Source organism: Saccharothrix lopnurensis (assembly GCF_042658445.1).
Taxonomy (GTDB): Bacteria; Actinomycetota; Actinomycetes; order Mycobacteriales; family Pseudonocardiaceae; genus Actinosynnema; species Actinosynnema lopnurensis.
The window spans coordinates 148,404-174,047 of sequence record NZ_JBHSQO010000012.1; the positions used below are offsets into that span (position 1 = coordinate 148,404).

At 74.3% G+C, this 25,644-nt stretch carries 24 protein-coding genes; 14 read left to right on the forward strand and 10 right to left on the reverse strand.

Features of this window, described 5'->3' with window-relative positions; all coding sequences use genetic code 11:
- Window positions 1-209 precede the first annotated feature (209 nt).
- Genes ACFP3R_RS14485 through ACFP3R_RS14500 form a run of 4 tightly spaced genes read right to left on the reverse strand, consistent with a single transcriptional unit; the run spans window position 210 to window position 5,095 of the window.
- The gene (locus tag ACFP3R_RS14485) at window positions 210-2,255 is read right to left on the reverse strand and encodes a prolyl oligopeptidase family serine peptidase (RefSeq protein ID WP_380636387.1); all 2,046 of its coding nucleotides are present in this window, start codon (window positions 2,253-2,255) and stop codon (window positions 210-212) included.
- Window positions 2,255-3,217: a UDP-glucose 4-epimerase GalE gene (gene galE / locus ACFP3R_RS14490; RefSeq protein ID WP_380636389.1), complete on the reverse strand. Its 963-nt coding sequence runs from the start codon at window positions 3,215-3,217 to the stop codon at window positions 2,255-2,257. The genes ACFP3R_RS14485 and galE overlap by 1 nt, the downstream gene beginning before the upstream one ends.
- A 19-nt stretch (window positions 3,218-3,236) precedes the next feature.
- A complete protein-coding gene (galK, locus tag ACFP3R_RS14495; RefSeq protein ID WP_380636391.1) occupies window positions 3,237-4,406 on the reverse strand; it encodes a galactokinase in 1,170 nt (389 codons plus the stop codon).
- Complete coding sequence (locus tag ACFP3R_RS14500) at window positions 4,403-5,095, reverse strand: metal-dependent transcriptional regulator (protein WP_380636393.1); 693 nt, start codon at window positions 5,093-5,095, stop codon at window positions 4,403-4,405. The genes galK and ACFP3R_RS14500 overlap by 4 nt, the downstream gene beginning before the upstream one ends.
- Before the next feature lie 62 nt (window positions 5,096-5,157).
- Here ACFP3R_RS14500 and ACFP3R_RS14505 point away from each other — a divergent pair, with 62 nt between their 5' ends.
- Window positions 5,158-5,997, forward strand: a complete 840-nt coding sequence (locus ACFP3R_RS14505) for a sulfurtransferase (protein ID WP_380636394.1) — start codon at window positions 5,158-5,160, stop codon at window positions 5,995-5,997.
- A gap of 163 nt (window positions 5,998-6,160) precedes the next feature.
- Here ACFP3R_RS14505 and ACFP3R_RS14510 read toward each other — a convergent pair whose 3' ends face one another.
- Window positions 6,161-6,784 carry a DUF3558 domain-containing protein gene (locus tag ACFP3R_RS14510; RefSeq protein WP_380636396.1) on the reverse strand — a complete coding sequence of 208 codons (624 nt, stop codon included), beginning with the start codon at window positions 6,782-6,784 and terminating at the stop codon, window positions 6,161-6,163.
- Window positions 6,785-6,957: 173 nt separating this feature from the next.
- Here ACFP3R_RS14510 and ACFP3R_RS14515 point away from each other — a divergent pair, with 173 nt between their 5' ends.
- From ACFP3R_RS14515 to ACFP3R_RS14535, 5 genes are all read left to right on the forward strand, one after another.
- Window positions 6,958-8,133, forward strand: a complete 1,176-nt coding sequence (locus tag ACFP3R_RS14515) for an acetoin utilization protein AcuC (RefSeq protein ID WP_380636398.1) — start codon at window positions 6,958-6,960, stop codon at window positions 8,131-8,133.
- Window positions 8,134-8,139: 6 nt separating this feature from the next.
- Entirely contained in the window at window positions 8,140-10,809 is a 2,670-nt protein-coding gene (locus ACFP3R_RS14520; protein ID WP_380636400.1) for a bifunctional acetate--CoA ligase family protein/GNAT family N-acetyltransferase, read from the forward strand.
- A gap of 230 nt (window positions 10,810-11,039) precedes the next feature.
- Entirely contained in the window at window positions 11,040-11,873 is an 834-nt protein-coding gene (locus ACFP3R_RS14525; protein ID WP_380636401.1) for a glutamate ABC transporter substrate-binding protein, read from the forward strand.
- 59 nt (window positions 11,874-11,932) lie between these two features.
- A complete protein-coding gene (locus ACFP3R_RS14530) occupies window positions 11,933-12,706 on the forward strand; it encodes a GntR family transcriptional regulator (RefSeq protein ID WP_380636402.1) in 774 nt (257 codons plus the stop codon).
- A 197-nt stretch (window positions 12,707-12,903) separates the two neighbouring features.
- Entirely contained in the window at window positions 12,904-13,230 is a 327-nt protein-coding gene (locus ACFP3R_RS14535; protein ID WP_380636404.1) for a hypothetical protein, read from the forward strand.
- Between the two features lie 87 nt (window positions 13,231-13,317).
- Here ACFP3R_RS14535 and ACFP3R_RS14540 read toward each other — a convergent pair whose 3' ends face one another.
- Together ACFP3R_RS14540 and ACFP3R_RS14545 are read right to left on the reverse strand one after the other, a co-directional pair.
- Window positions 13,318-14,055, reverse strand: a complete 738-nt coding sequence (locus tag ACFP3R_RS14540; protein ID WP_380636406.1) for a hypothetical protein — start codon at window positions 14,053-14,055, stop codon at window positions 13,318-13,320.
- Window positions 14,055-14,618 carry a hypothetical protein gene (locus ACFP3R_RS14545; RefSeq protein WP_380636407.1) on the reverse strand — a complete coding sequence of 188 codons (564 nt, stop codon included), beginning with the start codon at window positions 14,616-14,618 and terminating at the stop codon, window positions 14,055-14,057. The genes ACFP3R_RS14540 and ACFP3R_RS14545 overlap by 1 nt, the downstream gene beginning before the upstream one ends.
- Window positions 14,619-15,176: 558 nt before the next feature.
- Between ACFP3R_RS14545 and ACFP3R_RS14550 the strand changes: the two genes are divergently transcribed.
- Together ACFP3R_RS14550 and ACFP3R_RS14555 are read left to right on the forward strand one after the other, a co-directional pair.
- On the forward strand, window positions 15,177-16,031 hold the full coding sequence (locus ACFP3R_RS14550; RefSeq protein WP_380636409.1) for a helix-turn-helix domain-containing protein: 855 nt from the start codon (window positions 15,177-15,179) through the stop codon (window positions 16,029-16,031).
- Window positions 16,028-16,204: a DUF397 domain-containing protein gene (locus tag ACFP3R_RS14555; protein ID WP_380636411.1), complete on the forward strand. Its 177-nt coding sequence runs from the start codon at window positions 16,028-16,030 to the stop codon at window positions 16,202-16,204. Before ACFP3R_RS14550 ends, ACFP3R_RS14555 begins: the two co-directional genes overlap by 4 nt.
- A 513-nt stretch (window positions 16,205-16,717) precedes the next feature.
- On the opposite strand, the gene ACFP3R_RS14560 is transcribed toward ACFP3R_RS14555, so the two are convergent.
- Genes ACFP3R_RS14560 through ACFP3R_RS14570 form a run of 3 tightly spaced genes read right to left on the reverse strand, consistent with a single transcriptional unit; the run spans window position 16,718 to window position 19,856 of the window.
- Entirely contained in the window at window positions 16,718-18,211 is a 1,494-nt protein-coding gene (locus tag ACFP3R_RS14560; protein WP_380636413.1) for an aldehyde dehydrogenase (NADP(+)), read from the reverse strand.
- On the reverse strand, window positions 18,208-19,032 hold the full coding sequence (locus tag ACFP3R_RS14565) for an NAD-dependent epimerase/dehydratase family protein (protein ID WP_380636414.1): 825 nt from the start codon (window positions 19,030-19,032) through the stop codon (window positions 18,208-18,210). Before ACFP3R_RS14565 ends, ACFP3R_RS14560 begins: the two co-directional genes overlap by 4 nt.
- Window positions 19,033-19,061: 29 nt before the next feature.
- Complete coding sequence (locus ACFP3R_RS14570; protein WP_380636416.1) at window positions 19,062-19,856, reverse strand: IclR family transcriptional regulator; 795 nt, start codon at window positions 19,854-19,856, stop codon at window positions 19,062-19,064.
- Between the two features lie 128 nt (window positions 19,857-19,984).
- On the opposite strand from ACFP3R_RS14570, the gene ACFP3R_RS14575 reads away from it, so the two are divergent.
- From ACFP3R_RS14575 to ACFP3R_RS14600, 6 genes are all read left to right on the forward strand, one after another.
- Window positions 19,985-20,185, forward strand: coding sequence for a hypothetical protein (locus ACFP3R_RS14575; protein ID WP_380636418.1), 201 nt, complete (start codon window positions 19,985-19,987; stop codon window positions 20,183-20,185).
- A 912-nt stretch (window positions 20,186-21,097) separates the two neighbouring features.
- Complete coding sequence (locus tag ACFP3R_RS14580) at window positions 21,098-22,000, forward strand: 5-dehydro-4-deoxyglucarate dehydratase (RefSeq protein WP_380636421.1); 903 nt, start codon at window positions 21,098-21,100, stop codon at window positions 21,998-22,000.
- A complete protein-coding gene (locus ACFP3R_RS14585; RefSeq protein WP_380636423.1) occupies window positions 21,997-23,253 on the forward strand; it encodes a glucarate dehydratase family protein in 1,257 nt (418 codons plus the stop codon). The genes ACFP3R_RS14580 and ACFP3R_RS14585 overlap by 4 nt, the downstream gene beginning before the upstream one ends.
- Complete coding sequence (locus ACFP3R_RS14590) at window positions 23,247-24,392, forward strand: hypothetical protein (RefSeq protein WP_380636425.1); 1,146 nt, start codon at window positions 23,247-23,249, stop codon at window positions 24,390-24,392. Before ACFP3R_RS14585 ends, ACFP3R_RS14590 begins: the two co-directional genes overlap by 7 nt.
- A gap of 125 nt (window positions 24,393-24,517) precedes the next feature.
- Complete coding sequence (locus ACFP3R_RS14595; RefSeq protein ID WP_380636428.1) at window positions 24,518-25,000, forward strand: hypothetical protein; 483 nt, start codon at window positions 24,518-24,520, stop codon at window positions 24,998-25,000.
- Window positions 25,001-25,098: 98 nt separating this feature from the next.
- Entirely contained in the window at window positions 25,099-25,635 is a 537-nt protein-coding gene (locus ACFP3R_RS14600) for a hypothetical protein (protein ID WP_380636431.1), read from the forward strand.
- Window positions 25,636-25,644: the final 9 nt, after the last annotated feature.

Below are 25,644 nucleotides of genomic sequence, written 5' to 3' on the forward strand. Positions count from 1 at the left end.
ACCACGGCCCGGCCTGACCACGGCCCGGCCTGACCACGGCCCGGCCTGACCACGGCCCGGCCTGACCACGGCCCGGCCCGATCACGTCCCAACCACAGTCCGACCGGAACCCGATCACGTCCCAACCACGACCCCAGCGCGGCTCAGCGCACCCCGGGAGGCCCTCAACGCACCTCACTCAGGCAAGGAACACCTCAGGCTGAATCACCTCAGACCAGGTCCGGTCGCCGCCAGGGCTCGCCCAGGACGTGCTCGGCCAGGAAGGCGAACACCGTCTCGTACCAGACCTTCGCGTTGCCCGGCGTCAGGATCCAGTGGTTCTCGCTCGGGAAGTACAGGAACTTCGCCGGCACGCCGTGGCGCAGGAGGTCGAAGTACAGCCGCTGCCCCTCGCCGATCGGCACGCGGTAGTCCTTGTCACCGTGGATCACGAGCATCGGCGTCTTGATGTCGGCGACCCGCAGGTGCGGGGAGTTCGCCGCCAGCCGCTCCTGCTGGAGCAGCGGGTCGCCCATCTCGCGGATCCAGTAGTACGAGTCGTCCGTGGTGCCGGTGAACGCGTCCAGGTGCCACAGCGACGCGTGCGTCACGATCGCCTTGAAGCGGTCGGTCCGGGTGGCGATCCAGTTCGCCATGTACCCGCCGAACGACCCGCCCATGGCGGCCGTGCGCGACTCGTCGATGTCGTCGCGCCGCTCCGCGACGTCGGTGACGGCCATCAGGTCGGTGTACGGCTTGCCGCCCCACGCGGCCCAGCCGGCGCGCACGAAGTCGTGCCCGTAGCCGGTGGACAGGGCCGGGTCGGGCAGCAGCACCGCGTACCCCCGCGCGGCCATGAGCCACGGGTTCCAGCGCCAGCTCCACCCGCTCCAGCTCATGACCGGGCCGCCGTGGACCCACAGCAGCAGCGGCGCGGGCCGCTCGGCCGAGGCGCCGGTCGGCAGCACCAGCCACGCCCGGACGGTGCGCCCGTCCTCGACCACCACGTCGATCTCGGTCAGCGTCCCGGGCAGGGACTCGACCGCGCCGGGCGCGGGCAGCGGCACCGCGTCCTGGTCGACCCCGGTGGCCGACAGGCGCACCGGCTGCGGCGGGTGGTCCCACGCGCTGCGCAGCGCGTACACGGTCGTGCCGTCCGGGCTGACCCGGACCTCGTTGTACGAGCCGGTGGCGGTCAGCCTGACCACCTCGCCGGAGGCCAGGTCGAGCCTCCACACCGGCTGGTGCCCCCGGTGGCTGCTGGTGAAGTACACCGCCGAGCCGTCCGGGGCGACGACCGGGTGCTCCGGCTCCTCCGGGAAGTCCGGCGCCAGGTCGATGACCTCGCCGTCGAGCGAGATCCGCACCAGGCCGTTGCGCCACGGGCTGTCCGGCGTCGAGTCGACGGTCCGCACCGCGACCAGGCCGGACGAGTCCGGCAGGAACACCGGCTGGGAGAACGAGTGGCCCTCGCGGTCGGCCAGCACGCGGTCGCCGGACCCGTCGGCGGCGGCGAGCCGCAGGCGCACCCGCGTCCCGTACGACGCGCTGACCTCGACGCCCTGGGTGCGCGCCACCCACCGCCCGTCCGGGCTGATGGCGGGGGAGTCGCTCAGGCGCGCGTTCGCGCCCGGCGTCAGGTCGACCAGGTCCGCCGCGCCCAGGCGCGGGGCGTCCACGTCGACCGGGTCGGTGGTGGCCAGCACGCGCGGGTAGCTCGGGCCCAGGTCGGCGTCCCAGTACCGGATCGGGTAGGACTCGTGCAGGATCGCGGTCACCCCGGCGTCCTCGCGGGCCTTGCGCGCCTCCTCGTCCCGCTCGCCGAACTCGGCCGTCGAGTGGGCGCCCGACACGAGCAGCACCCTGCCCGCGTCCCGCGCCACCGCGAAGCCCGACACGCCGCCGGCGGGCCGGAACAGCTCGCGCGCCTCACCGGCCGGCGGCAGCAGCCACAGCGCGGCCCGGTCCTTCGGCCCGTCCTTGCCGGGCCCGGCCTCCGCGTCGGGCCGCGCCGAGACGAACAGCAGCGCGCCGTCCGGCGTGAACGCGGGCGAGCCCTCGGCCTTCGCGCCGCGCGTCAGCCGCCGCGCCGGGCGCTCGCCGGCGGGGTCGACCTCCCACAGCGCCGCCTGCCACGTCTTGCCGTCCGGTGACGGCGTGGACACCGCCGTCACCAGCCGCGTGCCGTCGGGCGACAGCGCCAGCGACGAGAGCCGGGGCATCCCGGTGAACGCGGTGAGGTCCCCGAACCCGGCCCCGGTGATCGTGCCCGTCATCACGCCTCCCGCAGCGACCGGGTGAACTCCCACGCATCGCGCACGATCCCGACCAGGTCGACCCGCTCGGGCTTCCACCCCAGCTCGGTGCGGGCCTTCTCGCTGGAGGCCACCAGCACCGCCGGGTCGCCGGCGCGGCGCGGGGCCACGGCGGCGGGGACCGGGTGGCCGGTCACCTCGCGGCAGGCGTCGATGACCTGCTTGACGGAGAAGCCGAAACCGTTGCCCAGGTTGTAGATCCGGTGCTCGCCCGCCGTCGCGTGCTCCACGGCCAGCAGGTGGGCGTCCGCCAGGTCCGCGACGTGGATGTAGTCGCGCACGCAGGTGCCGTCCTCGGTCGGCCAGTCCTCGCCGTAGACCTGGATCCGCTCGCGCTCCCCGAGCGCGACCTGGAGCACCAGGGGGATCAGGTGCGTCTCCACGCCGTGCCGCTCGCCGAAGCGCCCGTACGCGCCGGCGACGTTGAAGTAGCGCAGCGACACCGCCGCGATGCCGTGCGCGGCCGCGTAGGAGGTGATCGCGTGGTCGATCGCCAGCTTGGTCGCCCCGTAGGTGTTGGTCGGCCGCGTCGGCGCGGTCTCGGGGATCGGCACCCGCTCCGGCTCGCCGTAGGTCGCCGCCGTGGAGGAGAACACCAGGCGCGGGGTGCCGTGCTCGCGCATGGCGTCGAGCAGCCGCAGCGAGGTGACCACGTTGCCGTGCCAGTACTTGGCGGGGTCGGCCATGGACTCGCCCACCAGGGACTTGGCGGCGAAGTGCAGCACGCCGTCGAAGCCCTCCGCGAGCAGTCCGCCGATCGCCTCGTCGATGCCCGCCTCGACCAGCCGGGCCCCCTCGGGAACCGCGTCCGCGTGCCCGGTGGACAGGTCGTCCAGCACGACCACCTCGTGGCCGGACTCCACCAGCCTGGCCGCGCAGACACTGCCCACGTAGCCGGCACCGCCCGTGACGAGCAGCTTCACCTTCAGTTCCCCGCTTTCGTCAGTTTTCCGGTTCATCCCGGCCGGCGCCCGCCGAGGGCACCGCCGTGAACGTCCTCGGCGCCTGCCAGCCGCGTTCGGCGAACGCCTCCAGCACCCGCCGCACCACTCCGTCGTGCTCGGCCACCGGCACCAGCGCGATCGCGGACCCGCCGAAACCACCGCCGACCATCCGGGCGCCCAGCGCGCCCGCCGACCGCGCCGCGTCGACCGCCACGTCCAGCTCGGGCGCGGACACCCGGTAGTCGTCGCGCAGCGACGCGTGCGAGGCGTCCAGCAGCGGCCCGAGCTCGGCCAGCGCGTCCGCGCGCAGCAGCTCCACGGCCGCGAGCACGCGCGCGTTCTCGGTCACCACGTGCCGCACCAGCGGGCGCAGCCCGTCGGGCAGCCGCCCCAGCGCGTCGTCCAGCCCGTCCACCTCGACGTCCCGCAGCGCCGGCACGCCCAGCAGCCCGGCCGCCTCCTCGCACCCGGCCCGCCGCGCGCCGTAGCCGCCGTCGGTGTGCGAGTGGCTCGCCCGGGTGTCGACCACGAGCACCTCCAGGTCCTGCGCGGCCGCGTCGAACGGCACCTGCTCGGACTCGAAGGACCGCACGTCCAGGAACAGCACGTGCGCCTCGGCGCAGCACAGCGACGCGGTCTGGTCCAGCAGACCCGTCGGCGCGCCCACGAAGTCGTTCTCCGCCCGCTGCACCCACCGCGCCACGGTGGGTAGGTCGTCCACCGGGTGCTTCGCCAGGCCCAGCAGCGCCAGCGCCACCGCGCACTCCAGCGCGTGCGACGAGGACAGCCCCGCGCCGGCCGGCACGTCACCGGCGATCACCAGGTCCGCACCGCCCGTCACGCCCTGGTCGCGCAGCACCCACGCCACCCCGGCCGGGTAGGCGGCCCAGCCCCGCACCGCACCGGGCTCCAGGTCCACGACCGCGATCGGCTCGGCGTGGCGCGCCGCGCCGTCGTCACCCAGCGTCGCCACGCGCAGCAGGCCGTCGTCCCGCGGCGAGGCGGCCACCGCGGTCCGGTGCGGCAGCGCGAACGGCAGCACGAAACCGTCGTTGTAGTCCGTGTGCTCCCCGATCAGGTTCACCCGACCGGGAGCGGACCACACACCGGCCGGCGCGGCGCCGTGCAGCCGGGCGAACGCGGCGGCCGCGCGCCGCGCGGGCCTCACCGCGCCTGCACCAGCACGGCGTGCGCGACCGCCGGGTCGAGCTCGGCGGTGGTGCCGTTGCCGCGCACCCGCACGACCCTGGCCCCGGCCATCGCGTTGATCTCCACCGTGCCGCCCGGCACCACGCCCGCCGCCTTCAGGTCCGCCATCAGGTCGGGGTCGAGCTGCACGTGCTCGGCGATCCGGCGCACCTCGACGCGACCACCGCCGCGCCGCGCGACCTCGTCCAGGCGCAGCAGGTCGGCCTCGGCGGGCGGCGCGGGCTCGCCGTCGCCCAGCTTGTCCAGACCGGGGATGGGGTTGCCGTAGGGCGAGGTGGTGGGGTTGCCGAGGAGCTTCACGAGCTTGCGCTCGACCGCCTCGCTCATGACGTGCTCCCAGCGGCACGCCTCGCTGTGCACGTGCTCCCACTCCAGGCCGATGATGTCGACCAGCAGCCGCTCGGCGAGCCGGTGCTTGCGCATGACCGCGATGGCCAGGTTGCGGCCCTGCTCGGTCAGCTCCAGGTGGCGGTCGTCGGCGACGACGACGAGCCCGTCGCGCTCCATGCGGCCGACCGTCTGGCTCACCGTCGGGCCGCTCTGGTTCAGCCGCTCGGCGATCCGGGCGCGCAGGGGCACCACACCTTCTTCTTCGAGTTCGTAAATAGTGCGGAGGTACATCTCCGTGGTGTCGATGAGGTCGTTCACACCCGCTCCCCTTACGTATGGCGTCAATGCTAGTCGGCCGGCTGCGGGTGCAGGATGGTGCCGTGCATCCACTGATCAGCACCGACGCCCTGGCCTCGGCCCTGGACGGCGCGCAACCCCCGGTCGTGCTCGACGTCCGCTGGCGGTTGGGCGGGCCCCCGGGGCACCAAGACTACGAGGTGGGGCACGTCCCCGGCGCGGTCTACCTCGACCTCGACGCGGACCTGTCCGCGCCGCCGGGGGCCGGCGGCCGCCACCCGCTGCCCGACCCGGCCGCCCTCCAGGCCGTGCTGCGCGCCGCGGGCGTCCGGGAATCTCACCCGGTCGTGGCGTACGACCACGCCGACGGGTCCATCGCCGCCCGCGCCTGGTGGCTCCTGCGCTGGGCGGGCCACCCGGAGGTGGCGGTGCTGGACGGCGGTTTCGCCGCCTGGACCGCCGAGGGCCGCCCGGTCACCACCGACGTCCCCGCCCCGGCGCCCGGCGACATCACCGTCCACCCCGGCGCGATGCCGACCATCACCGCCGACGAGGCGGCCGCCTTCCCCGGCGCCCTGCTGGACGCGCGGGCCCCCGAGCGCTACCGCGGCGAGACCGAGCCGGTCGACCCGCGCGCCGGCCACATCCCCGGCGCCCTGAACGCGCCCACCGCCGGCCACACCGAGGCGGGCCGCTGGCTGCCCGCCGCCGCCCTGGCGGAGCGCTTCGCGGCGATCGGCGTGGACCCCGACCGCCCGGTGGCCGCCTACTGCGGCTCGGGCGTCACGGCCGCCTCCGTGGTCCTGGCCCTGGAGGTGGCCGGCATCACGTCCCCCACCGCCCCGGCCCCCCTCTACCCGGGCTCCTGGTCCCAGTGGTCCGGCGACCCGACCCGCCCCGCCACCACGGGCCCCACCCCCTAGGACCGCGCGAGTCGAACGTCCGGGACCACCGTGTCGAACGCTCAAGACCCCCGAGTTCTACATCCGCGTCACGGCCGGGGGCTCGTCACGGGTGCGCGAACGTGGAACTCGGGGGTCCTGGAGGTTCGACACGGTGGTCCCGAACGTTCGACTCGCGGGTGGGTCAGGCGTTCGGGATCTTCTCGAACGCCTTGGTGGCCAGGTTCAGCGCCATCGGGCACGGGTCGCCGCCGTCGAGGGGGGACACGCTCGCCATGAACGCCGGCGTGATCACGTCCGGGTCGTCGGTCAGCATGACCATGACCGTGCAGTCGCCGCCGCCCTCCTTGATCTCGTACGCGGTGTTCCCGCCGACCTCGATCGAGCGCGCCTCGCCCTCGTTCTCGTGCTCGGCCAGCGTCAGCATGAACAGCACCACCGTGAACGGCTCCTCGGTGCTCTGCACGCACCCCGGCTCGCCGCCCTTGGCCGCGCCCACCGCGGCGGCCACCTCCGCGGGCGAGAGGATCGCGCAGTCGTCGAAGCCCTCGGTCTTCTTCCGCGTGGTGATCTTCACGTCGCCCGCCGGCTCCCGCGTCCCCGTGGTCGCGGGCGCCCGCGACGCGGTCGGCCTCTCGACGGTCCGCGACGACGACGGCCTGCCGGACGCGGTCTCCTCCGCCCCCGACTCCGACCCGCCCCCGGCGGCGAGCGGCTTGCCGGTGACGGTCGTCGCGCACGCGGAGAGGCCGAACGTGAGCGCGAGGGCCAGCGCAGCGGTGAGGGCGGGGACTCGTCGCAGGTGCATGTCGTTCTGACCTCGTTCCGGCGTGCGCGGTTCCACGTTCGGTGGCCGCGGTCGTGAGCCGCCTCGTCCCGGCGGGCCCGGGGCAGACTCTAGGTGCCCCCGGCGCACCCGCACGCCGGGGGCGACCAACCTGTGATCACACCACCGCCTCCGGCGTGGGTTAGGTTGCCGACATGGGCAAGGCAGCCGCTGTCGTCTGGGACGAGTCCTTCCTCGGCTACGACCTGGGCGACGACCACCCGCTCAACCCGGTCCGGCTCGACCTGACCGTCCGGCTCGCCGCGGAGCTGGGCGTGCTGGACGGCGTCGACCTGATCTCGCCCGACCCGGCCCCCGACCCGGAGATCGAGCGCGTCCACGAGCCCTCCTACCTCAACGCGGTGCGCGCCGCGCCGATGGCCGGCTGGGACGTGGGCCACGGCCTGGGCACCCCGGACAACCCCGTGTTCACCCGGATGCACGAGGCGTCGGCGCTGGTGGTGGGCGGTTCGCTGGCCGCCGCGCGCAGGATCGCGAGCGGCGAGGTCGACCGCGCCGTCAACATCGCCGGCGGCCTGCACCACGCCATGCGCGACCACGCCGCCGGCTTCTGCGTCTACAACGACTGCGCGGTGGCGATCTCGTGGCTGCTGGACAACGGCTTCGACCGCATCGCCTACGTCGACACCGACGTGCACCACGGCGACGGCGTGCAGGCCGCCTTCTACGACGACCCGCGCGTGCTCACCGCCTCCCTGCACCAGAGCCCGCTGACCCTGTGGCCCGGCACCGGCCGCCCGGCCGAGCTGGGCGGCCCGGGGGCGGAGGGCACCAGCGTCAACCTCGCCCTGCCCGCCGGCTCCCACGACCGCGCCTGGCTGCGGGCCTTCGACGCCACCGTCCCCGCCCTGCTGCGCGCCTTCCGCCCGCAGCTCCTGGTCACCCAGTGCGGCGTCGACACCCACCGCGAGGACCCGCTGGCCGACCTGGCGCTCACCGTGGACGGCCACCGCGCCGTCTACCGGCGGCTGCGCGCCCTGGCCGACGAGGTCGCGGGCGGGAGGTGGCTCGCCCTGGGCGGCGGCGGGTACGAGCTGCTGCGCGTGGTGCCGCGCAGCTGGACCCACCTGCTGGCCACCGTCCTGGACCGCGACCTCGACCCGAACACCCCGCTGCCCGCCGGCTGGGTGTCCCACGCCTCCTCGCTCGCGCCGAACCGGCCCCTGCCGACCGCGATGACCGACGGGGCCGACACCGACTTCCGGCCCTGGGGCGGCGAGCTGGACACCCCCGCCGACCTGGCGGTCCGGGACACCCGGCGCGCGCTGTTCCCCCTGCACGGCCTGGACCCCGACGACCCGAGGGACTGATCACCGGTGGACCCGTTCGACTACCCGAGGTCCTGGGAGGCCGACGTCGTGCTCAGCGACGGCGGCACGGTCCACCTGCGCCCCGTCACCCCCGACGACGCCGAACGCCTGCTCGCCTTCCACGGCCGGCTGTCCGAGCGCACCCGCTACTTCCGCTACTTCGGCCCCTACCCGCGGATGCCCCGGCGCGACCTCGACCGCTTCAGCACCGTCGACCACAGCGACCGCGTCGCCCTCGCCGCGTTCCTCGGCGACGACGTCGTGGCCGTGGGCCGCTACGACCGGCTCGGCGGCGGGAGCTCCGCCGAGGTCGCCTTCGTGGTCGAGGACACCCACCAGGGCCGCGGCCTCGGCTCGATCCTGCTGGAGCACCTGGCCGCCGCCGCCCGCGAACGCGGCCTGAGCCGCTTCACCGCCGAGGTGCTGGCCGAGAACGGCCAGATGGTGCGCGTCTTCCGCGACGCCGGCTACAGCGTCAGCCGCGCCTTCGAGGAGGGCGCGCTGCACCTGGAGTTCGACATCGACCCCACCGAGCAGTCGGTCGAGGTCGCCCGCGCCCGCGAGCAGGCCGCCGAGGCGCGCAGCGTGCACAACCTGCTGCACCCCCGCTCCATCGCGGTCATCGGCGCCTCCACCGACCGCACCAAGATCGGCCACGCGGTGCTGACCAACCTGCTCACCGCGGACTTCACCGGTCCCGTCTACCCGGTCAACGCCGAGCACCGCTCCGTGCGCGGCGTCCGCGCCTACCCCTCGGTGCTGGAGATCCCCGACGACGTGGACCTGGCGGTCGTCGCGGTGCCCGCGCCGCGCGTGGACGAGGTCATGGACGCCTGCCTGGCCAAGGGCGTGAAAGCGCTGGTCGTCGTCACCTCGGGGTTCGGCGAGACCGGTCCGGGCGGCCGCGGCGCGGAGCGCAGGCTCGTCGACGAGGCCCGCGCCCACGGGATGCGCGTGGTCGGCCCCAACGCCCTCGGCGTGATCAACACCGACGCGGGCGTGCGCCTCAACGCCACCCTCGCGCCCGCGCTCCCGGTCCGCGGCCGCACCGGCTTCTTCTGCCAGTCCGGCGCGCTGGGCACCGCCATCCTGGCCACCGCCGCCCAGCGCGGCCTGGGCCTGTCCACGTTCGTCTCCGCGGGCAACCGCGCCGACGTCTCCGGCAACGACCTGCTCCAGTACTGGGAGACCGACCCCGCCACCGACGTGGTCCTGCTGTACCTGGAGTCGTTCGGCAACCCGCGCAAGTTCGCCCGCCTCGCCCGCCGGCTCGGCCGCACCAAGCCGGTCGTCGCGGTGAAGTCCGGGCGGCACGCCGTCACGCCCGCGCTCGCCGCCACCTCCGTGCCCGTCGACGAGGCCAGCGTGCAGGCGCTGTTCGAGCAGGCGGGCGTCATCCGCGTCGAGTCCCTGGCCCAGCTGTTCGACACCGCCCTGCTGCTGGCCCACCAGCCCCTGCCCGCCGGGCCGCGGGTGGCCGTCGTCGGCAACTCCACCGCCATCGGGCTGCTGGCCGCCGACACCGCCCTGGCCCAGGGCCTGGAACTGGCGGGCGACCCCGTCGACGTGGGCGCGCAGGCCGGGCCCGAGGCGTTCGCCGCGGCCGTCGAGGAAGCCCTCGCCGACCCGGGCGCCGACGCGCTGGTGGTCGTGTTCGTGCCCCCGCTGACCGTGCCCGGCACGGCGTTCGCCCGCGCCCTGCGCGAGGTCGTGGAGCGCGGCGGGCGCACCAAGCCCATCGCCTCCACCTTCCTCGCCGTGGAGGGCGTGCCGGACGAGCTGGCCGTGCCCGGTCCCGGCGGCGCGCCCGGCCGCGGCTCCGTGCCCTCCTACCCGAGCCCGGAGCGCGCCGTGCTCGCCCTGGCCCGCGCCACCCGCTACGCGCGCTGGCGCTCGGCGCCGCAGGGCACCTTCACCCGGCCCGCCGGCGTCGACGCCGACACCGCCCGGCGGCTGGTCGCGGAACTGCGGCCGGCCGAGACCGGCGAGCGGCGCCTCGACGACGACACCGCCGTGCGGCTGCTGGCCTGCTACGGCGTGGACGTCGTGCCGTTCCGCGTGGTCTCCTCCGCCGACGACGCCGCCCGCGCCGCCGCCGAACTCGGCTACCCGGTGGCGCTGAAGTCCACCGACGACCGGCTGCGCCACCGCACCGACCTGGTCGGCGTGCGGCTGGACCTGACCGGTGACGAGGCGGTGCGCGGCGCCTACGCGATGCTCGCCGAGGTCTCCGCCGGGCCCGACGTGTACGTGCAGCGCATGGTGCCCAAGGGGATCTCCTGCGTGCTCGGCCTCCAGGACGACCCCTCGTTCGGCAGCCTGGTCTCCTTCGGGTTGTCCGGCCTGGTCAGCGACCTGCTCGGGGACCGCGCCTACCGGGCCGTCCCGCTCACCGACGCCGACGCGGCCGCGCTCGTGCGCGCGCCCAAGGCCGCGCCGCTGCTGGCCGGGTACCGCGGCGACGAACCCGCCGACCTGGTCGCGCTCCAGGAGCTGGTGCTGCGCTTGGCCGCGCTCGCCGAGGACCTGCCGGAGATCCGGGAGGTCGCGCTGGAACCGGTGCTCGCCAGCGCGGCGGGCGCGTACGTCGGCAGCGCCCGCGTCACCCTCGGACCGCCGCCGTCCCGGCACGACACCGGCCCGCGGCGCCTGCGGTCGCCCGGCGCGAGCCCCTGATCGCGAGCCGCCGAGTCCGCACCGCCGACCGCGAGCCGCCGACCGCGAGCCGCCGGCGACCGCCGAACGGCCACCCGCCGGAGCGGTGCGAACCCGCGCCGTCACGGTCCGGGCGCCGCGCCGCGACCCTTGAACGATCATGACTTCCCATTTTGGCCGTCCCTATGGACGGACCCCCGGTGGCCCCCTAGGTTCCGCACATCCGAGGTAGGAGCCCGAAAAGGGGAAGAATGGTCCTGGCACACCTGCGCGCCCTCGTGGTCGCGTGCTCCGCCGTCCTCGTCCTCGCGTCGTGCTCCTCGGGCGACGACACGACCCTCGCCGGGAAGGCGGACAGCTCCGGCCGGCTGACCATCGCGGTGGCCTACGACCAGCCGGGCCTGGGCGTGCGGCGCCTCGACGGCTCGTACCGGGGCTTCGACGTGGACGTGGCCCGCTACGTGGCCCGGGAGCTGGGGGTCGAGGAGAGCGGCATCACCTTCACCGAGGCCCTCCCCTCCGACCGCGAGACCCTGCTGACCAGCGGGGCCGCGGACCTCGTCGTGTCCAGCTACTCCATCACCGACAAGCGCAAGGAGGTCATCGACTTCGTCGGCCCGTACTTCGTCGCCGGGCAGGACCTCCTGGTCCGGCTCACCGACGAGCGCATCACCGGCCCCGACTCGCTCAACTCCGGCAACCTCAAGCTCTGCTCGGTCGACAACACCACCTCGGCCCAGTACGTGAAGGACCGGTTCGCGCAGTCGGTGCAGCTGGTGGAGTACCCCAACTTCAGTGATTGCGTCACCGCGCTGCTGGCCGAGCAGGTGGACGCGCTGTCGACCGACGACGTGATCCTCGCCGGCTACGCCGCGCAGAACCCGGAGCTGCTCAGGGTGGTCAACCAGCCCTTCAGCACGGAGGAGTACGGCATCGGGATGCGCAAGGGCGACGCCGACAGCCGGGCGAAGGTCGCGGCGGCCGTCCGGAAGATGATCGACTCCGGCGAGTGGCGGAAGTCCCTGGAGACCAACGTGGGTGAATCCGGTTACGCCATCCCGGACCCGCCGGAACTCGCACCGTGACGCCGGACCCACTCCGATAGCGGTCTGACCGGCGCGGACGCCCCCGTAGGCTCGACTTCGTGCCCACCTCGCGCCCCATGCCCCACTACCGCGCGGACGGACCGGTCCGCGCGGGCGTCCCCGAACACGGTCGCGTCCCCCGCTACTACGCGGTCAAGACCGAGCTGCTGTGGCTCGTCGAGGCGCTGGGGGAGGGCGCGGCCCTGCCGTCGGAGCGGGACCTGGCCGAGCGGTTCTCGGTCTCGCGGGTCACCCTCCGCCAGGCCGTCGCCGAGCTGGTCGTGGAGGGCAGGCTGCAACGGCGCCGGGGCAGCGGCACCTACGTCGCGCCGCCCAAGCTGGTGCACCCGCTGTCGCTGGTCAGCTACACCGAGGGGATGCGCGGCCAGGGCGTGGCGCCGGCCCGCGGCGTGATCACCGTCGAGCGGCTGCCCGCCGACGAGGTGCTGGCCCGGGACCTGCGGGTGCGGCGCGGTGACGCGGTCGTCCACCTGGAGCGCGTGCTGCTGGCCGACGGCGAGCGGGTCGGGTTGGGGTCGACCTACCTGGCCGAGGCCCGGTTCCCGACGCTGTTGGACGTGTTCGACCCGACGACCTCGCTGCACGCGTGCCTGCGCGACCGGCTCGGGGTCGGGTTCGCCGAGGCCGAGGAGCGGGTGGAGACCGTGCTGGCCACCCCGCGCGAGGCGCTGCTGATCGGCACGAACCCGGCGCTGCCGATGCTCCTGCTGCACCGCGTGTCCTATGACAACGATGGCGAACCGGTCGAGCGGTCCCGTTCGCTGTACCGGGGGGACCGGTTCAGCTTCGCGGCGCGCCTCCGCTCGGGCTGACGACCGGGCCGGGCCCTGCGGTCCACTGTGGACGCGTAGCCGCAACGGACGCGCCCTGTCGGGTGAAGATCGGCGGACGGAGCCCGGGAAACGCCCGTTGGCAGGAATTTCGGCGTGCCCCCGCGGGGGTAACGTTGGTGCCGGGGGACGCGAGTCCTCCTCGCCCGCAGCGCCGCGGGGGAAGCGGGGGTGCCGCCGTGACGTTCAAGGAAGAGTTCCTGGCGGAGCTCGAGGACTGCCTGCGCGGGTACGGCGCGGTACCGGTGCTCAACCCCAACGCGCTCGCCCGGCTCGTCGACTTCGTGCGCCGGCTCGCGGACGACGACCCCCGGCTGCGGTGCCTGGAGGGCGTCGACCAGGGGTCCGGGTCGTTCTGGAACAACCCCGCGGTCTGGTGGGAGCTGGTGCCCCGGTTCGGGGTGGCCTCCGGTGACTGCGCCGACCTGCTCGACCGGATGCTGGACGAGGCGATCACCGACGAGATCGACGTCCTGGAGATGGAAATCCGGGAGCTGCCCGGCTAGGTGGTTCACCCGTGGTGCGCCTGGGTCGCCAGACGCACCACGGGGAGACTCCTCACCTGAGCCGGGCCGTGCTCCGGGACGTGCCGGTCACACCGAGAGCAACCGGTCGAAGAACGAGCGGTAGCGCTTGAGGGCCTGGCGCAGCTCCTCGGTGTCGACCTGCGCGCCCTCCTGCCACTGGCCCTCCAGCGAGCGCTTGTGCTCGGCGAACGTGGTGGCCAGGTTCTGGATCACCTGGGCGACCAGCTCGTCGGCCCGCTGCACGGCCTCGCGGGGGTCGTCCACGAAGTCGGCCTGCAACGCGCGCCACTCGGTCTGGTAGGTCGCCGAGTCCTCGGTGCCGAACAGCGGGGCGTCGCCCGCCGTCGTGGAGGTCGCCGAGGGCTCGACCGGTTCCCGGTCGACCGGGTGCTCGTCGTGCTGCCCGTGCCCGACCGCTCCCGGCTCGACGTCGTCGCGCGGGTCGGGGGCCGGGTCGTCCCGGTCGTGCCCCTCGGGCCGGTGGTCGTGGTCGCCGTGGTGGGCGCCGGGCTCGTAGCCGCTGTCCTGGTGACCACCGGTGCCGTGGAAGCCGCTGTCGTGGACATCGGTGTCCTGGTGACCGCCGCTGCCGTGGAAGCCGCTGTTGTGGAAGCCGCTGTCGTGGTGGCCGCTGTCCTCGTGGACACCGGTGTCGTGGTGACCGCCGGACGTGTCGTCGACGGTGTCGTACCGGTCGACCACCTGGTCGTCGCGCTGGTCCCGCTGCGGGACGATCGCGCCGTCCTGGTCGGCGGCCCCGCGGGGGGCCGCGAAGTCCTCGGTGGTCAGGCGTCGTTCGGTCATCACCGCGCTCCTTCCCGGCGCCCGCCCTCGTGGCGGTCGCCCAACAGGTCCTCGAAAAGGGCCCGGTAGTGGACCATGGCGTTGCGGAGGTCTTCGGTGGAGGCGTCGCCGCGCTCGTGGCGCTGCGAGATCTCGTGCGCCTCCCGGTAGTGCTCGATGGCGCGGGCGTGCTCGACCGACAGCAGCGAAGCCTGGCGCTCGTACCCCTCGGTGGGGTAGCCGCGTTCGGCCATGAGGTCGGTCACCAGGCGGTCCGCCTGGCCCACCGCGGCCGACGGGGAGTCGACGAACTGCTCCTGCACGCCGGTCCAGTTGCGCTCGTAGCTGTCGCGCGAGGCCGGCGTGAGCTGCCGCAGCTCCAGCTTCGAGTGCTCGCGCTCGCGTTCGGCGAGCTCGCGTTCGGCGACCATGCGGTTGTCGGTCCGCTGCACCGCCCGCTCGTACTCCGGGCCGAACCGCTCGCGCAACCTCTTGCGCTGCAAGGACTTCCTGACCAGCAGCGCCACCGCGACCAGTACGACCAGCACGACCAGGATGACGCCGATGATGGTGCCGGTGGACATCTCTGCCTCCTCACGGCTTCGGATGTCACGGGACTACCCATCGGGCGTCCGACTCGAAACCTGTTCATCTCTTGACGGGGTCCCGGGTCTGTGCCTGGTCCCGGGTCGGGCGCGGAGGGCTTGTGGTCCAAGGTTCCCGGGGTCGTCCGGGAGCACCCGAGCGATGATCTTGGGCCGCGTGGTCGCGCGACCACGGTCGATCACCGGGTGATCACCGCGCGACCACAGTGGACCGTTCCGGGGGGCGGCGCGGAACCGGTACCGGGCCGGTGGTGATCGGGAGCGGATCGAGCCGGAACGGGCCCCCGGGTCCGTGCCCGGTCGCCCGCCCGCGACGCCCTCAGGGGCGGCCGGCGGGGCGGGCCGGTGGGCTGAGCCGGGGGAGCGGCGCGGCGCGGCGTGCCTCGCGGGTGCCCAACCCGCGATCGCACCGCTCCGCCGGCAGTTCATGGTAATAGGGCGGATATGCACCGTATAAGTGCTCGATCGAGTGATCTGGCCAATCGGCCGAACGGCACTAGTGTGGTCCCAGTTCTTTTCCAACGAGGAGAGACCCGCATGGCAGCCGTCCAAACCCGACGCAAGCGCAAGTTAGGCCAGTTCCTCAACGCGCTCCGCAAACGCGCCGGCAAGACCGAGGTCGACTACCACGCCCTGACGCGCAAGACGCAGTCGACCCTCTCGCGCATGGAGAACGGCTACATCAGTCCGAGTTGGACCGAACTGAGCGCCCTGCTCGCCCTGTACGGCGCCACCGAGGCCGAGCGCCGCGAGGCCGAGGCGCTGTGGGAGGACGCGAAGCAGGACGGCACCCGCCTGGTGTACGCCGCCGCCTACACGCCCGAGGCGCGCACCTACGCCCGGCAGGAGGCGGACGCCACCGAGGTGCGCACCATCGAGATGATCGTCATCCCCGGTCTGCTCCAGACCCCGGCCTACGCGGCGGCGATCAGGCACGCCGGGCGGCGGTTCATGGACTCGTCGGTGTCGGCCGAACAGGTGGCCGCGGCCCTGGCGAACCGCCAGCGGCGCCTGCCCGGTCTGCGCCTGCACGCGGTGATCGACGAGGCCGCCCTGCACCGCGTGGTGGGCGGGCCGGCCGTCATGCGCGAGCAGTTGTCGCGTTTGCTCGACGTGGGCCGGCAGGACAACATCACCATCCAGGTGGTCCCGTTCGGCGCGGGCGCCCACGGGACCATGTCCGGCGGCGGCGCGACCGCCCTCCGCTTCGAGGACAGCGAGCCTTCGGCCGTGTACCTGGAGTACGCGGGTGGCGGCAAGTGGGTGGACAATCGCGCCGACGTGCAGAAGTACCTCTTGCACTTCGAGAAAATGGTGAACGAGGTCGCCCTGTCGCCCAAGGAGTCGGCCTCGTTGATCAGAAAACTGGCAACCGCACTGAAGGACTCATGATCATCGACAAGACGTGGCGCAGAAGCTCTCACTCCGGCGCGGGCAACAACTGCGTCGAACTGGCCATCGGCCGGACCGCGACCCTGGTCAGGGACAGCAAGCGACCTGGTCCGAGACTGACCTTTGGAGACCGTCCTTTCCGGGCTTTCCTCACCTCCATCCGACAACCCTGAGCACCGCCGACGACCCGTCGTCCCCGTTCCTCCACCACCGCGCGGAAGGGGGTGGTCGTGATCCGGTCGAGGGCTTCTCCCTCACCCCCGCCGGTGATCGCCTGGTCCGGTCGGCGCAACGGCGGTCGGGTCGGGTCGACACCGTGTTGAGCGCTCCAACCGTCCCTCCCGGGATTCCGAGTTCCGGTTCCGGACAGCACTTCGCTCACCCGAGCGGGTGATTTTTTTCCATTCGGTTTGAACGGTGGATTTCACCGTTCGGGCCTCGGCGGGCGCGGGGACCCGCCGGGGCCGCGCTTTCGCGGACCACCGGTCCGACCACGGGTGTGAACGCCCCGTCCAGTCCACTGTGGACTACCGGTCGGAGTGCCCGCCGCGGGAACCCCTCCGCCGGGACGAGCACGCGAACCGCGCCGTCGCGGCCGGGTCCGCGGTGCCGCCGGACCCCACGAAGACCCGGGCAAGACGGGGGCCCGGGACCTCCGCCGGTCCCGGGCCCCGTCGGTCCTCTGCTCAGTGCACGCCCAGCACCCCGTCGACCCGTCGCGGGATGCCCAGCGGGTTGTCGGCCCGCAGCTCCGGCGGCAGCAGGTCCTCGGGCCACGACTGGTAGGTCACCGGCGCCAGCCAGCGCCGGATCGCGGTGGCGCCCACGGAGGTGTGCAGCGCGCTCGTGGTCGACGGCCACGGCCCGCCGTGGTGCATGCCCCACGCCACCGCGACACCGGTCGGCCACCCGTTGAAGATCAGCCGCCCGGCCACGGGCCGCAGGGCCTCGGCCACGCGCCCGGCCAGCTCGTGCTCGGTGTCGTCGGCGTGCAGGGTGCCGGTGAGCGACCCGGGCAGGTGCGGCAGCACGTCGAGCAGCTCCTCGGGGGAGGAGTAGGTGACCACGACCGCCGCCGGGCCGAAGTGCTCCTCGGCGAGCTTCTCCAGGTTGTCCGCGAACGTGGCCAGCGGCACCGAGTACAGGCGGGGCGGCACGCTCCAGCCCTCGTCGGGCGCGGTGCCCTCGCCGACCGGCCACACCAGGCCCGACGCGCCGAGGCCGTCGGTGCCCGAGCGGTAGGCGTCGCACATGCGCTCGTTGAGCATCGGGCCGCCGACCGCGGCGGACACGGCCTCGCCCAGCGCGGGCACCAGCGACTCCGGCGCGAACAGCAGGCCGGGGTTGGTGCAGAACTGCCCCACGCCCATCGTCAGCGAACCGGCGAAGTCGGCGGCGAAGCCCTCCGGCCGCGCGGCGGCGGCCCCCGGCAGGACGACGGTGGGGTTGACGCTGCCCAGCTCGCCGTAGAACGGGATCGGCTCGGGCCGGCCGGCGGCGAGGTCGAACAGCGCCCGGCCGCCCGCGGTGGACCCGGTGAAGCCCACCGCCTTGATGGCGGGGTGCTCGACCAGCGCCACGCCGGCCTGCTGGCCGTGCACGACGCCGAAGACGCCCTCCGGCAGCACGGCGGCCACGACGCGCGCGGTCTCCCGCGAGGTGCCGGGGTGCGACGGGTGCGCCTTGAGCACCACCGGGCAGCCGGCCGCCAGCGCGGAGGCCGAGTCGCCGCCCATCACCGAGAACGCGAACGGGAAGTTCGAGGCGGCGAACACGCCGACCGGCCCGAGCGGGCGCAGCAGGCGGCGCAGCGCCGGGCGCGGCGGGATGATGTCCGGGTTCGGCGTGTCCAGCGTCGCCTCCACCCAGCTGCCCTCGCGCAGCACGTCGCCGAACAGCCGCAGCTGGTTGGTGCTGCGCTTGAGCTCCGTGGTCAGGCGCGGCCGGCCCAGCGCGGTCTCCGCGTCGGCCAGGTCGATCAGCGCCTCCGCCTCCGCGTCCAGGGCGTCGGCCACCGCGTCGAGGTGGTCCGCCCGTTCGCGGGCCGACAGCGCGGACCAGGAACCGAACGCGGCGGCCGCGGCGCGCGCGGCCGCGTCGACCCCGCTGTCCGTCGTCTCCGGGACGGGCTCGCCGTGGGGCTCGCCGGTCCGCGGGTCGTACCCCTGGATGTCGCTCACCGGCCGTGCTCCTTGACCGCCGTGTCGAAGTCCGGCGTGCACCAGGCGCCGCCGAGGTAGACGCGTGCCGCCGAGTCCGCCGGCGGTTCGCCGCCGGCCGCGAGGATCTCCTCGGCGTAGACCTCGGAGTCGTCCTCCGGCTTGTAGCCGAGCGCCTCCGCCTCGGTGAGCGAGAACCACCTGCGGGTGTTGGCCGAGACGCCCCAGACGACCCGGAAGCCGGGCGACGGCGCGGCCAGGCAGGCTTCGAACAGCCGGGCGGCGTCGTCGGGCGACAGCCACGTGGACAGCATCCGGAAGTCGCGCGGCTTCTCGAAGCACGACCCGATCCGCACCGCGACCACGTCCATGCCGTACCGCGACGCGTAGAGGCTGCCCAGCCCCTCCATCGCCACCTTGCTCACGCCGTAGTACGTGTCGGGCTGCGGGAACAGGTAGTCCGGCGCCTCGCCGTCGCCCCGCCGGTGGTAGCCGACGGCGTGGTTGGAGCTGGCCAGCAGGACCCGGCCCACGCCGGCCCGCCGCGCCGCCTCCAGCACCACGTGGGTGCCGTTGATGTTCACGTCGAGGATGTCGGCCCACGGGCGCTCCAGGCTGTGCCCACCCAGGTGGATCACCGCGTCCACGCCCTCGCAGGCCGCGTCCATCGCGGCCTGGTCGGTCACCGACGCCGTCACCACCTCGACCCGCTCGCCGTCCTCGGCGGCCGGCAGCGGCGCGATGTCCAGCAGGCGCAGCACCCGGTCGGGCGCGGCCAGCCGGGTGCGCATGAGCGTGCCGACTGTGCCGGCTGCTCCGGTGATCAGGATTCGTGCGGTCACGTGCGGCCCTTTCCGAAGGACGTCGGGTGTCAGCGGCCGAACTGGCGGAGCAGTTCGGTGATGGTGCGCGCGCCGTGCAGCAGCGCGTCGATGACCTGGCGCTCGTGCTCCGGGTCGAGCCGGCCCAGCGGCACCGAGCAGCTCATCGCGTCGAGCACGGGGTTGCGGTAGGGCAGCGCCACGGCGAAGCAGCCCAGGCCGGGCGTGTTCTCCTCGCGCTCGTGGGCGTACCCGACCGACCGGAACCCGGCCAGCTGCGCGTGCAGCGCCGGGCGTTCCACGATCGTGTTGGGCGTCAGCGGCTCCAGCCGGGCGGGCAGGATCGCGTCCACCTCGGCGGGCGCCCGCGCCGCCAGCAGCGCCTTGCCCAGCGAGGTCGAGTGCGCGGGCAGCCGGCGGCCGACGCGGGAGACCACCCGCAGGTGGTGCTCGGACTCGCGGCTGGCGAGGTACACCACGTCGCCGCCGTCGAGCCGCGCCAGGTGCACCGTCTCGTTGATCTCCCGGCGCACCTGCTCCATCACCCGGATGGCGACCTGCACCACCGGGTCGTGGTCGAGGTACGAGGTGCCGACGAGCAGGGCGCGCACGCCGATGCCGTACGTGCCGCGGGTCTGGTCCAGCTCGACCCACCCGCGTGCCACGAGCGTCTGCAACAGCATGTAGAGGCTCGACTTGGGGTAGCTGAGCTCGCGGTGCAGCTCGGTCAGCGTCAGCGGCCGGTCCGAGGCCGAGAGCACTTCCAGCAGTTCCACTGTCCGATCGGCCGACTTGACCGCGTTCGGCCGAGCGGGTGACGCGGGAGAAGTCACCTGATCCTCCACGGGAAACGTTGCCGCAACGCACTTGACACGTCGCTGCGCCGATTCTTACAGTCCGGCCAGTACGTTCACAAGTACGACCCCGCTTCACATATATGAACGATGAGGACGTGGACAGGAGTTCAGGGTTCATGAGAGTTCCCCGCCGGTCCGTCGACGCTGCCGCTGCGCTGACCGCGCCGGGGTCCGCCCTGCCCTCCCGCGCTCCCTCACCGCGCACCACCGGGTACCCGACCGGGGTCCCCACCCAGATCCTGGCCGACTTCGAGGAGCCGATCCAGCGGCGCACCGCGCCCGGGGGTCCCCCACCCGAGTGGGGGACGACCCGGTGACCGCGGTCCGCACCGCTCACGACGTGGGTGCGACGGCCGGTGGCGGCGGTGCCGTCGTCACCCACCCCGTGAGGCGGCCCCACCGGGGTCGCCTCACGGGAGCGGTCGCTCCCGGACCCGCCCGCGGTGAGCTCGCCGCGCGCCGGTCCGCCGCCGTGGGACCGGCTGCCCCGGGATTCGCCGCACGGGGCTCCGCCGCGCGCGGGTCTGCCGGGTGCGGGTCCGTCGCACGGAGGTCTGCCGCACGCGGGTTCACCGCACGGGGACCTGCCGCGTGCGGGTCCACCGCACGGGGGTCCACCGCGGTCCGTCCGGTCGCGGTCCGTCCGGCGAGCCCCGCCACCCGCGGGTCCACCGGTCAGCCGGTCGTGCCGGGGCCCGCCGCCCCACCCACCGGCCGGGCCGACCCGACCGACCCGATCAACCCGACCGGACCGGCCGACAGCTCTTCGGCCGGCCCCACCACCGCGGTCCCCGACCGCGGCAGGCGCCACCCGGTGCGCACCACCGGCGGCGCCCTCCCGCTCCACCTCGCCGTCAGCGCGTTCGCCGCCTGTGCGCCGACGAGAGAGGAGGCCCGCGGTCGTCACCGCACGACCGCGGCCGGCCCCGAGGAGGTCCCGGGCCACCACCCGGGCCACCTCACCGCCGGGCAAGCCCGCGCCGGGTGTGGTCGCGGTCTTCGGTTCCACCGAGGTCCTGGGACGGCTCCGGCCCCCTCGGACCACCGCCGCCGACCCACCGGTCGCCGCACCGCCCACCGCGCCGCCGTCGTGCTCGGACGACGCCGGTGCGGCGGGGGAGCGGCGACCGGAGCGTTGACGGCGCCGGCGCTCGTGCGGCGCCGGTCGCCGCGGAAGTCCTTCCGGCGTGGGATCACCACCGGAGCGATCAAGGGATGAAGGTCTGGGTATGCAACTCGATGGGGTGCTGTTCTTCCCGGTGACGCCGTTCGACGCGGACGGCGCGCTAGCGGAGGACGTGCTGGCCGAGCACGTCAAGCGCGGGGTGGCGGCGGGCGCGGGCGGCGTGTTCGTCGCCTGCGGCACGGGTGAGTTCCACGCGATGGAGCTCGCGGAGGTCGAACGGGCGGTCGCCGTCGCGGTCGGGGCCACGGCGGGCCGGGTGCCCGTGTTCGCGGGCGCGGGCGGTCCGCTGCCCACGGCCCGCAGGTACGCCGAGGCCGCGGAGCGGGCCGGTGCGGACGGCCTGCTGCTGCTGCCGCCGTACCTGGTCACCAGCCCGGCCAAGGGCCTGGTCCGGTACGTCACGGAGGTGGCGGGCGCGAGCGGCCTGCCGCTGATCGTCTACCAGCGCAACAACGCGGTGTTCACGCCGGAGACGGCGGTCGAGGTCGCCTGCCTGCCGACCGTGGTCGGCTTCAAGGACGGGCTCGGCGACATCGACCTGCTCCAGCGCATCGTGCTGGCGGTGCGCCGGAACGTCGGCAAGCCGTTCCAGTTCTTCAACGGCCTGCCGACCGCGGAGCTGACCGTGCCCGCGTACCGGGGCATCGGTGTGGACCTGTACTCGTCGGCGGTGTTCGCGTTCGCGCCGGAGATCTCCCTCGGCTTCTACCAGGCCGTGCAGGCAGGCGACCGGGAGCTGGTCACCCGCTACCTCAACGAGTTCTACAAGCCGCTGGTGGAGCTGCGCGACCAGGTCCCGGGCTACGCGGTGGCGCTGGTCAAGGCCGCCGTGCGGGCCACCGGCCTGGACGTCGGCGGCGTCCGCCCGCCGCTGCTCGACCCGACGCCGGAGCACGTGGCGCAGCTGGAGAAGGTCGTGGCCGCGGGGCGGAGCATCGCCTCATGAGGATCACCGACGTCACCGTCACGCCGGTGGCCTTCCGAGATCCGCCGCTGCTGAACTCGGTGGGCGTGCACGAGCCGTGGGCGCTGCGCACGATCGTCGAGGTCCACACGGACGAGGGCGTCTCCGGCCTGGGCGAGACCTACGGCGACCTCGGCCACCTCAACCGCGTGCGCGCCGCCGCGCCCGCGCTGACCGGCCTGGACGTCCACGACCTCAACGGCCTGCACGCGCGGGTCGCGGCCGCCCTGGGCGGCGAGGCGGGCTCGGACCGGCACGGCCTGACCGGCCCGCTCACCGTCGAGTCCACGGTGGACCGGGTGTTCGCCTCCTTCGAGGTGGCCACCTGGGACATCCGCGGCAAGGCGCTGGGCCGACCGGTCAGCGACCTGCTCGGCGGGCGCGTCCGCGACGCCGTCCCCTACAGCGCCTACCTGTTCTACAAGTGGGCGGGGCACCCGGAGGCCGAGCACGACGCGTTCGGCGAGGCGCTGGACCCCGCCGGCATCGTCACCCAGGCGCGGATGCTGGTCGCCGAGCACGGCTTCGGCTCGATCAAGCTCAAGGGCGGCGTGTACGCGCCGCACCTGGAGGTCGAGGCGGTCCACGCCCTGCGCGAGGCGTTCCCGGACCACCCGCTGCGGCTGGACCCCAACGCGGCCTGGACGCCCGAGACCTCGCTCAAGGTCGCGGCCGAGCTGGACGGCGTGGTCGAGTACCTGGAGGACCCGGCGCCGGACATCGACGGCATGGCGCGGGTGGCGGCGGGCGCGCCCATGCCGCTGGCCACGAACATGTGCGTGATCGCGTTCGAGCACATCGCCCCGGCGGTGGAGCGCGGCGCGGTGCAGGTCGTCCTGTCCGACCACCACTACTGGGGCGGCCTGTCGCGCTCCAAGGAGCTGGCCGGGATCTGCCGGACGTTCGGCCTCGGCCTGTCCATGCACTCCAACTCGCACCTCGGGATCAGCCTGGCCGCCATGACGCACCTGGCCGCGGCCACGCCGAACCTGAACTACGCGTGCGACACGCACTACCCGTGGAACTCGGCGGACGACGTGATCACCGAGCCGTTCACCTTCGTGGACGGCGCGGTGCCGGTGCCCACGGCGCCGGGCCTCGGGGTGGAGCTGGACCGCGACGCGCTCGCGCGGGCGGCCGAGAACTACCGGAGGTGCGGCCTCGTCCAGCGCGACGACACCGGTTACATGCAACGGCACGACCCGTCCTACGAGAGGAAGCGCCCCCGGTGGTGAGGACCGTCGCCCACCTGTACCCCTGGGACGTGGTCGGGGACCCGGCCGCGGTCGAGCGGGTGGCCTCGCTCGGCGTCGACGCCGTGGCCCTGGCCTCGTCGTACCACACCGTGCGCGCCGCGACCCCGCTCCACCCGCGGCACCGCCTGGTCGACGCGCGGCACGCCGCGTTCTACCTGCCCGTTCGCGAGGAGGTCTGGCGGGGCCGGCGGCTGGCGCCCGCCACGCCCTCCTGGGTGGACGGCGACAACACCTACGGCGAGGCGTCGGAGGCGCTGGGGGCGGCCGGGCTGCCGGTGTACGCGTGGACCGTGCTGACCCACAGCAGCCGGCTGGGCGAGGCGAACCCCGACCTGGTGGTCCGCAACGCCTTCGGCGACCGCTACCCGTACGCGCTGTGCCCGTCCCACGAGGACGTGGTGGCCTACACCCGGACGCTGGTGTCCGAGGTGCTGGAGCTGGGCCGGCCGGACGGCGTGGTGCTGGAGGCGTGCGGTCCGCTCGGCTTCTTCCACGGCGGGCACCACGAGAAGACCGACGGCGCGGACTGGACGCCGGTCCAGCAGAAGCTGCTGTCCCTCTGCTTCTGCGCGGCCTGCGCCGACCGCCTCCCCGATCCCGAGGGCCTGCGCGCGGCGGTCCGCGCCGGGGTCGACCGGGGGGCGGACAGCGTCGAGGAGGCGCTGGGGGAGCGGGCGGAGCAGGTGCGCGAGGCGCGCGCGGACCTCTCCCGCTCCCTGCGCCGGGAACTGGTCGGGCTGGTCCGGTCCACGGCCCCGGGGGTGCGCGTCGCGGTGCACGCCACCGCGGACCCGTGGGGCACCGGCCCGTTCGCCACGGTGGCCGGTGGCGTCGACGCCGACGTCGACGTGCTCACGACGACCTGCTGGCCGGGGGTGGACGCGTCGCTGCCGGCCATCCGCGCGCTGCGCGCGGAAGCGGGTGACGTGCGCACCGCCGCGTACGTGCTCGCGCTGCCGCCGAAGCCGGTGGACGGCGAGGAGCTGCTCGAGGAGTGGCTGGCCTACGCCGAGGCGGGCGTGGAGGAGTTCCACCTGTACCACGCCGGGCTGGCCTCGGCCCGGCGGTTGGACGCGCTGCGGCACGCGGTGGCGGGTGTCCGGAGCGCCCTGGGCTGACCCCCGGGCAGGCGGTGCGCGCCGCGTCGTCCGCGACGCGGCGCGCACGGCCGTTCACTCACCCGGACGGGTAACTGTCAAAAGGGCCGGGCAACCCGCCGCGGCGCCCGTTCCGTCCCCTGTTCATGAGAAGCCTGGGAACCGCTGTCGGCGCGGGCGCGTTGCTGGTCGCGCTCGTCGGCTGCGCCTCGTCCACCCCGACGCCCGTCGGTGCCGAAGGCGGCCCGACGCTGACCACGTCGGCCTCGCCGACCACCTCCGCACCGGAGGAACCCGAGTTCGAGAGCCCCGTGCCGCCCGGTGGCGCGGAGGTGCCGGAGGACCGGGTCGACGCGAGCGCCGTGCCCGCCGACGCGCCCAAGACCGTCTGGACCGAGGGCGACGGCAGCACGATCGGCGTCCTCGCGCAGGAGGCGGGCTGCGGCAAGGCGAGCGTCGAGATCGCCGCGCAGGGCCCCGAGACCGTCGAGGTCGTGCTGGTCGAGACCACGCCCGCCGACCAGCAGGTCTGCACCATGGACATCCGCTTCCCGCCGCTGACGGCCAAGCTGGACGCGCCGCTCGGGGAGCGGGAGGTCGTGCTGACCACCCGGCAGGACACCAAGTAGGGCGAGACTCCCTTTCCGCGGCGCCCGGTCGACCTGCCCCCGGTCGGCCGGGCGCCATTCCCTGCAACCCCGGGTGCGGCGAGTACCGTCCTCCAACCATGAGGAACGCCAAGGTCGCCGTCGCCCTCGCCGCGCTCGTGCTCGCCGGGTGCACCGGCCCCACCGACTCGTCGTCCACCCCGGGCGGCACGACCTCGTCGGCGCCGTCGACAACGTTGTCATCCGGGTCCCCGACCGGCGGTTCGACGCCCGGTGCGCCCGGGACGACCGAACCGGCGCCCGCGCCGCCGCCCCAGAGCGGCGCCGTACCCCTGCCCGGCGGCGAGACCCCGGTGCCGACCCCGAGGGTCGACGGCGGGACGCTGCCCGACACCTACGAGCGGCAGGTCTCCGCCTCGGCGGACGGCCGCACGCTGCGCGTGGTCGGCCTGGCCGGCGGCTGCAAGACCGCCGGTGCCGAGGTCACCGCCCAGTCCGCCGACCAGGTCCGGATCACCCTGGTGACCACCTACTACCCGCCCGCCGAGGGCGTGGTCTGCACGCAGGAGCTGCGGGACGTGCCGCTGAACGTCACCCTCGACGCGCCGCTGGGTGACCGGACGGTGGTGCTGGAGTCACGCGAGGACACGGCCTGACCCGCGACC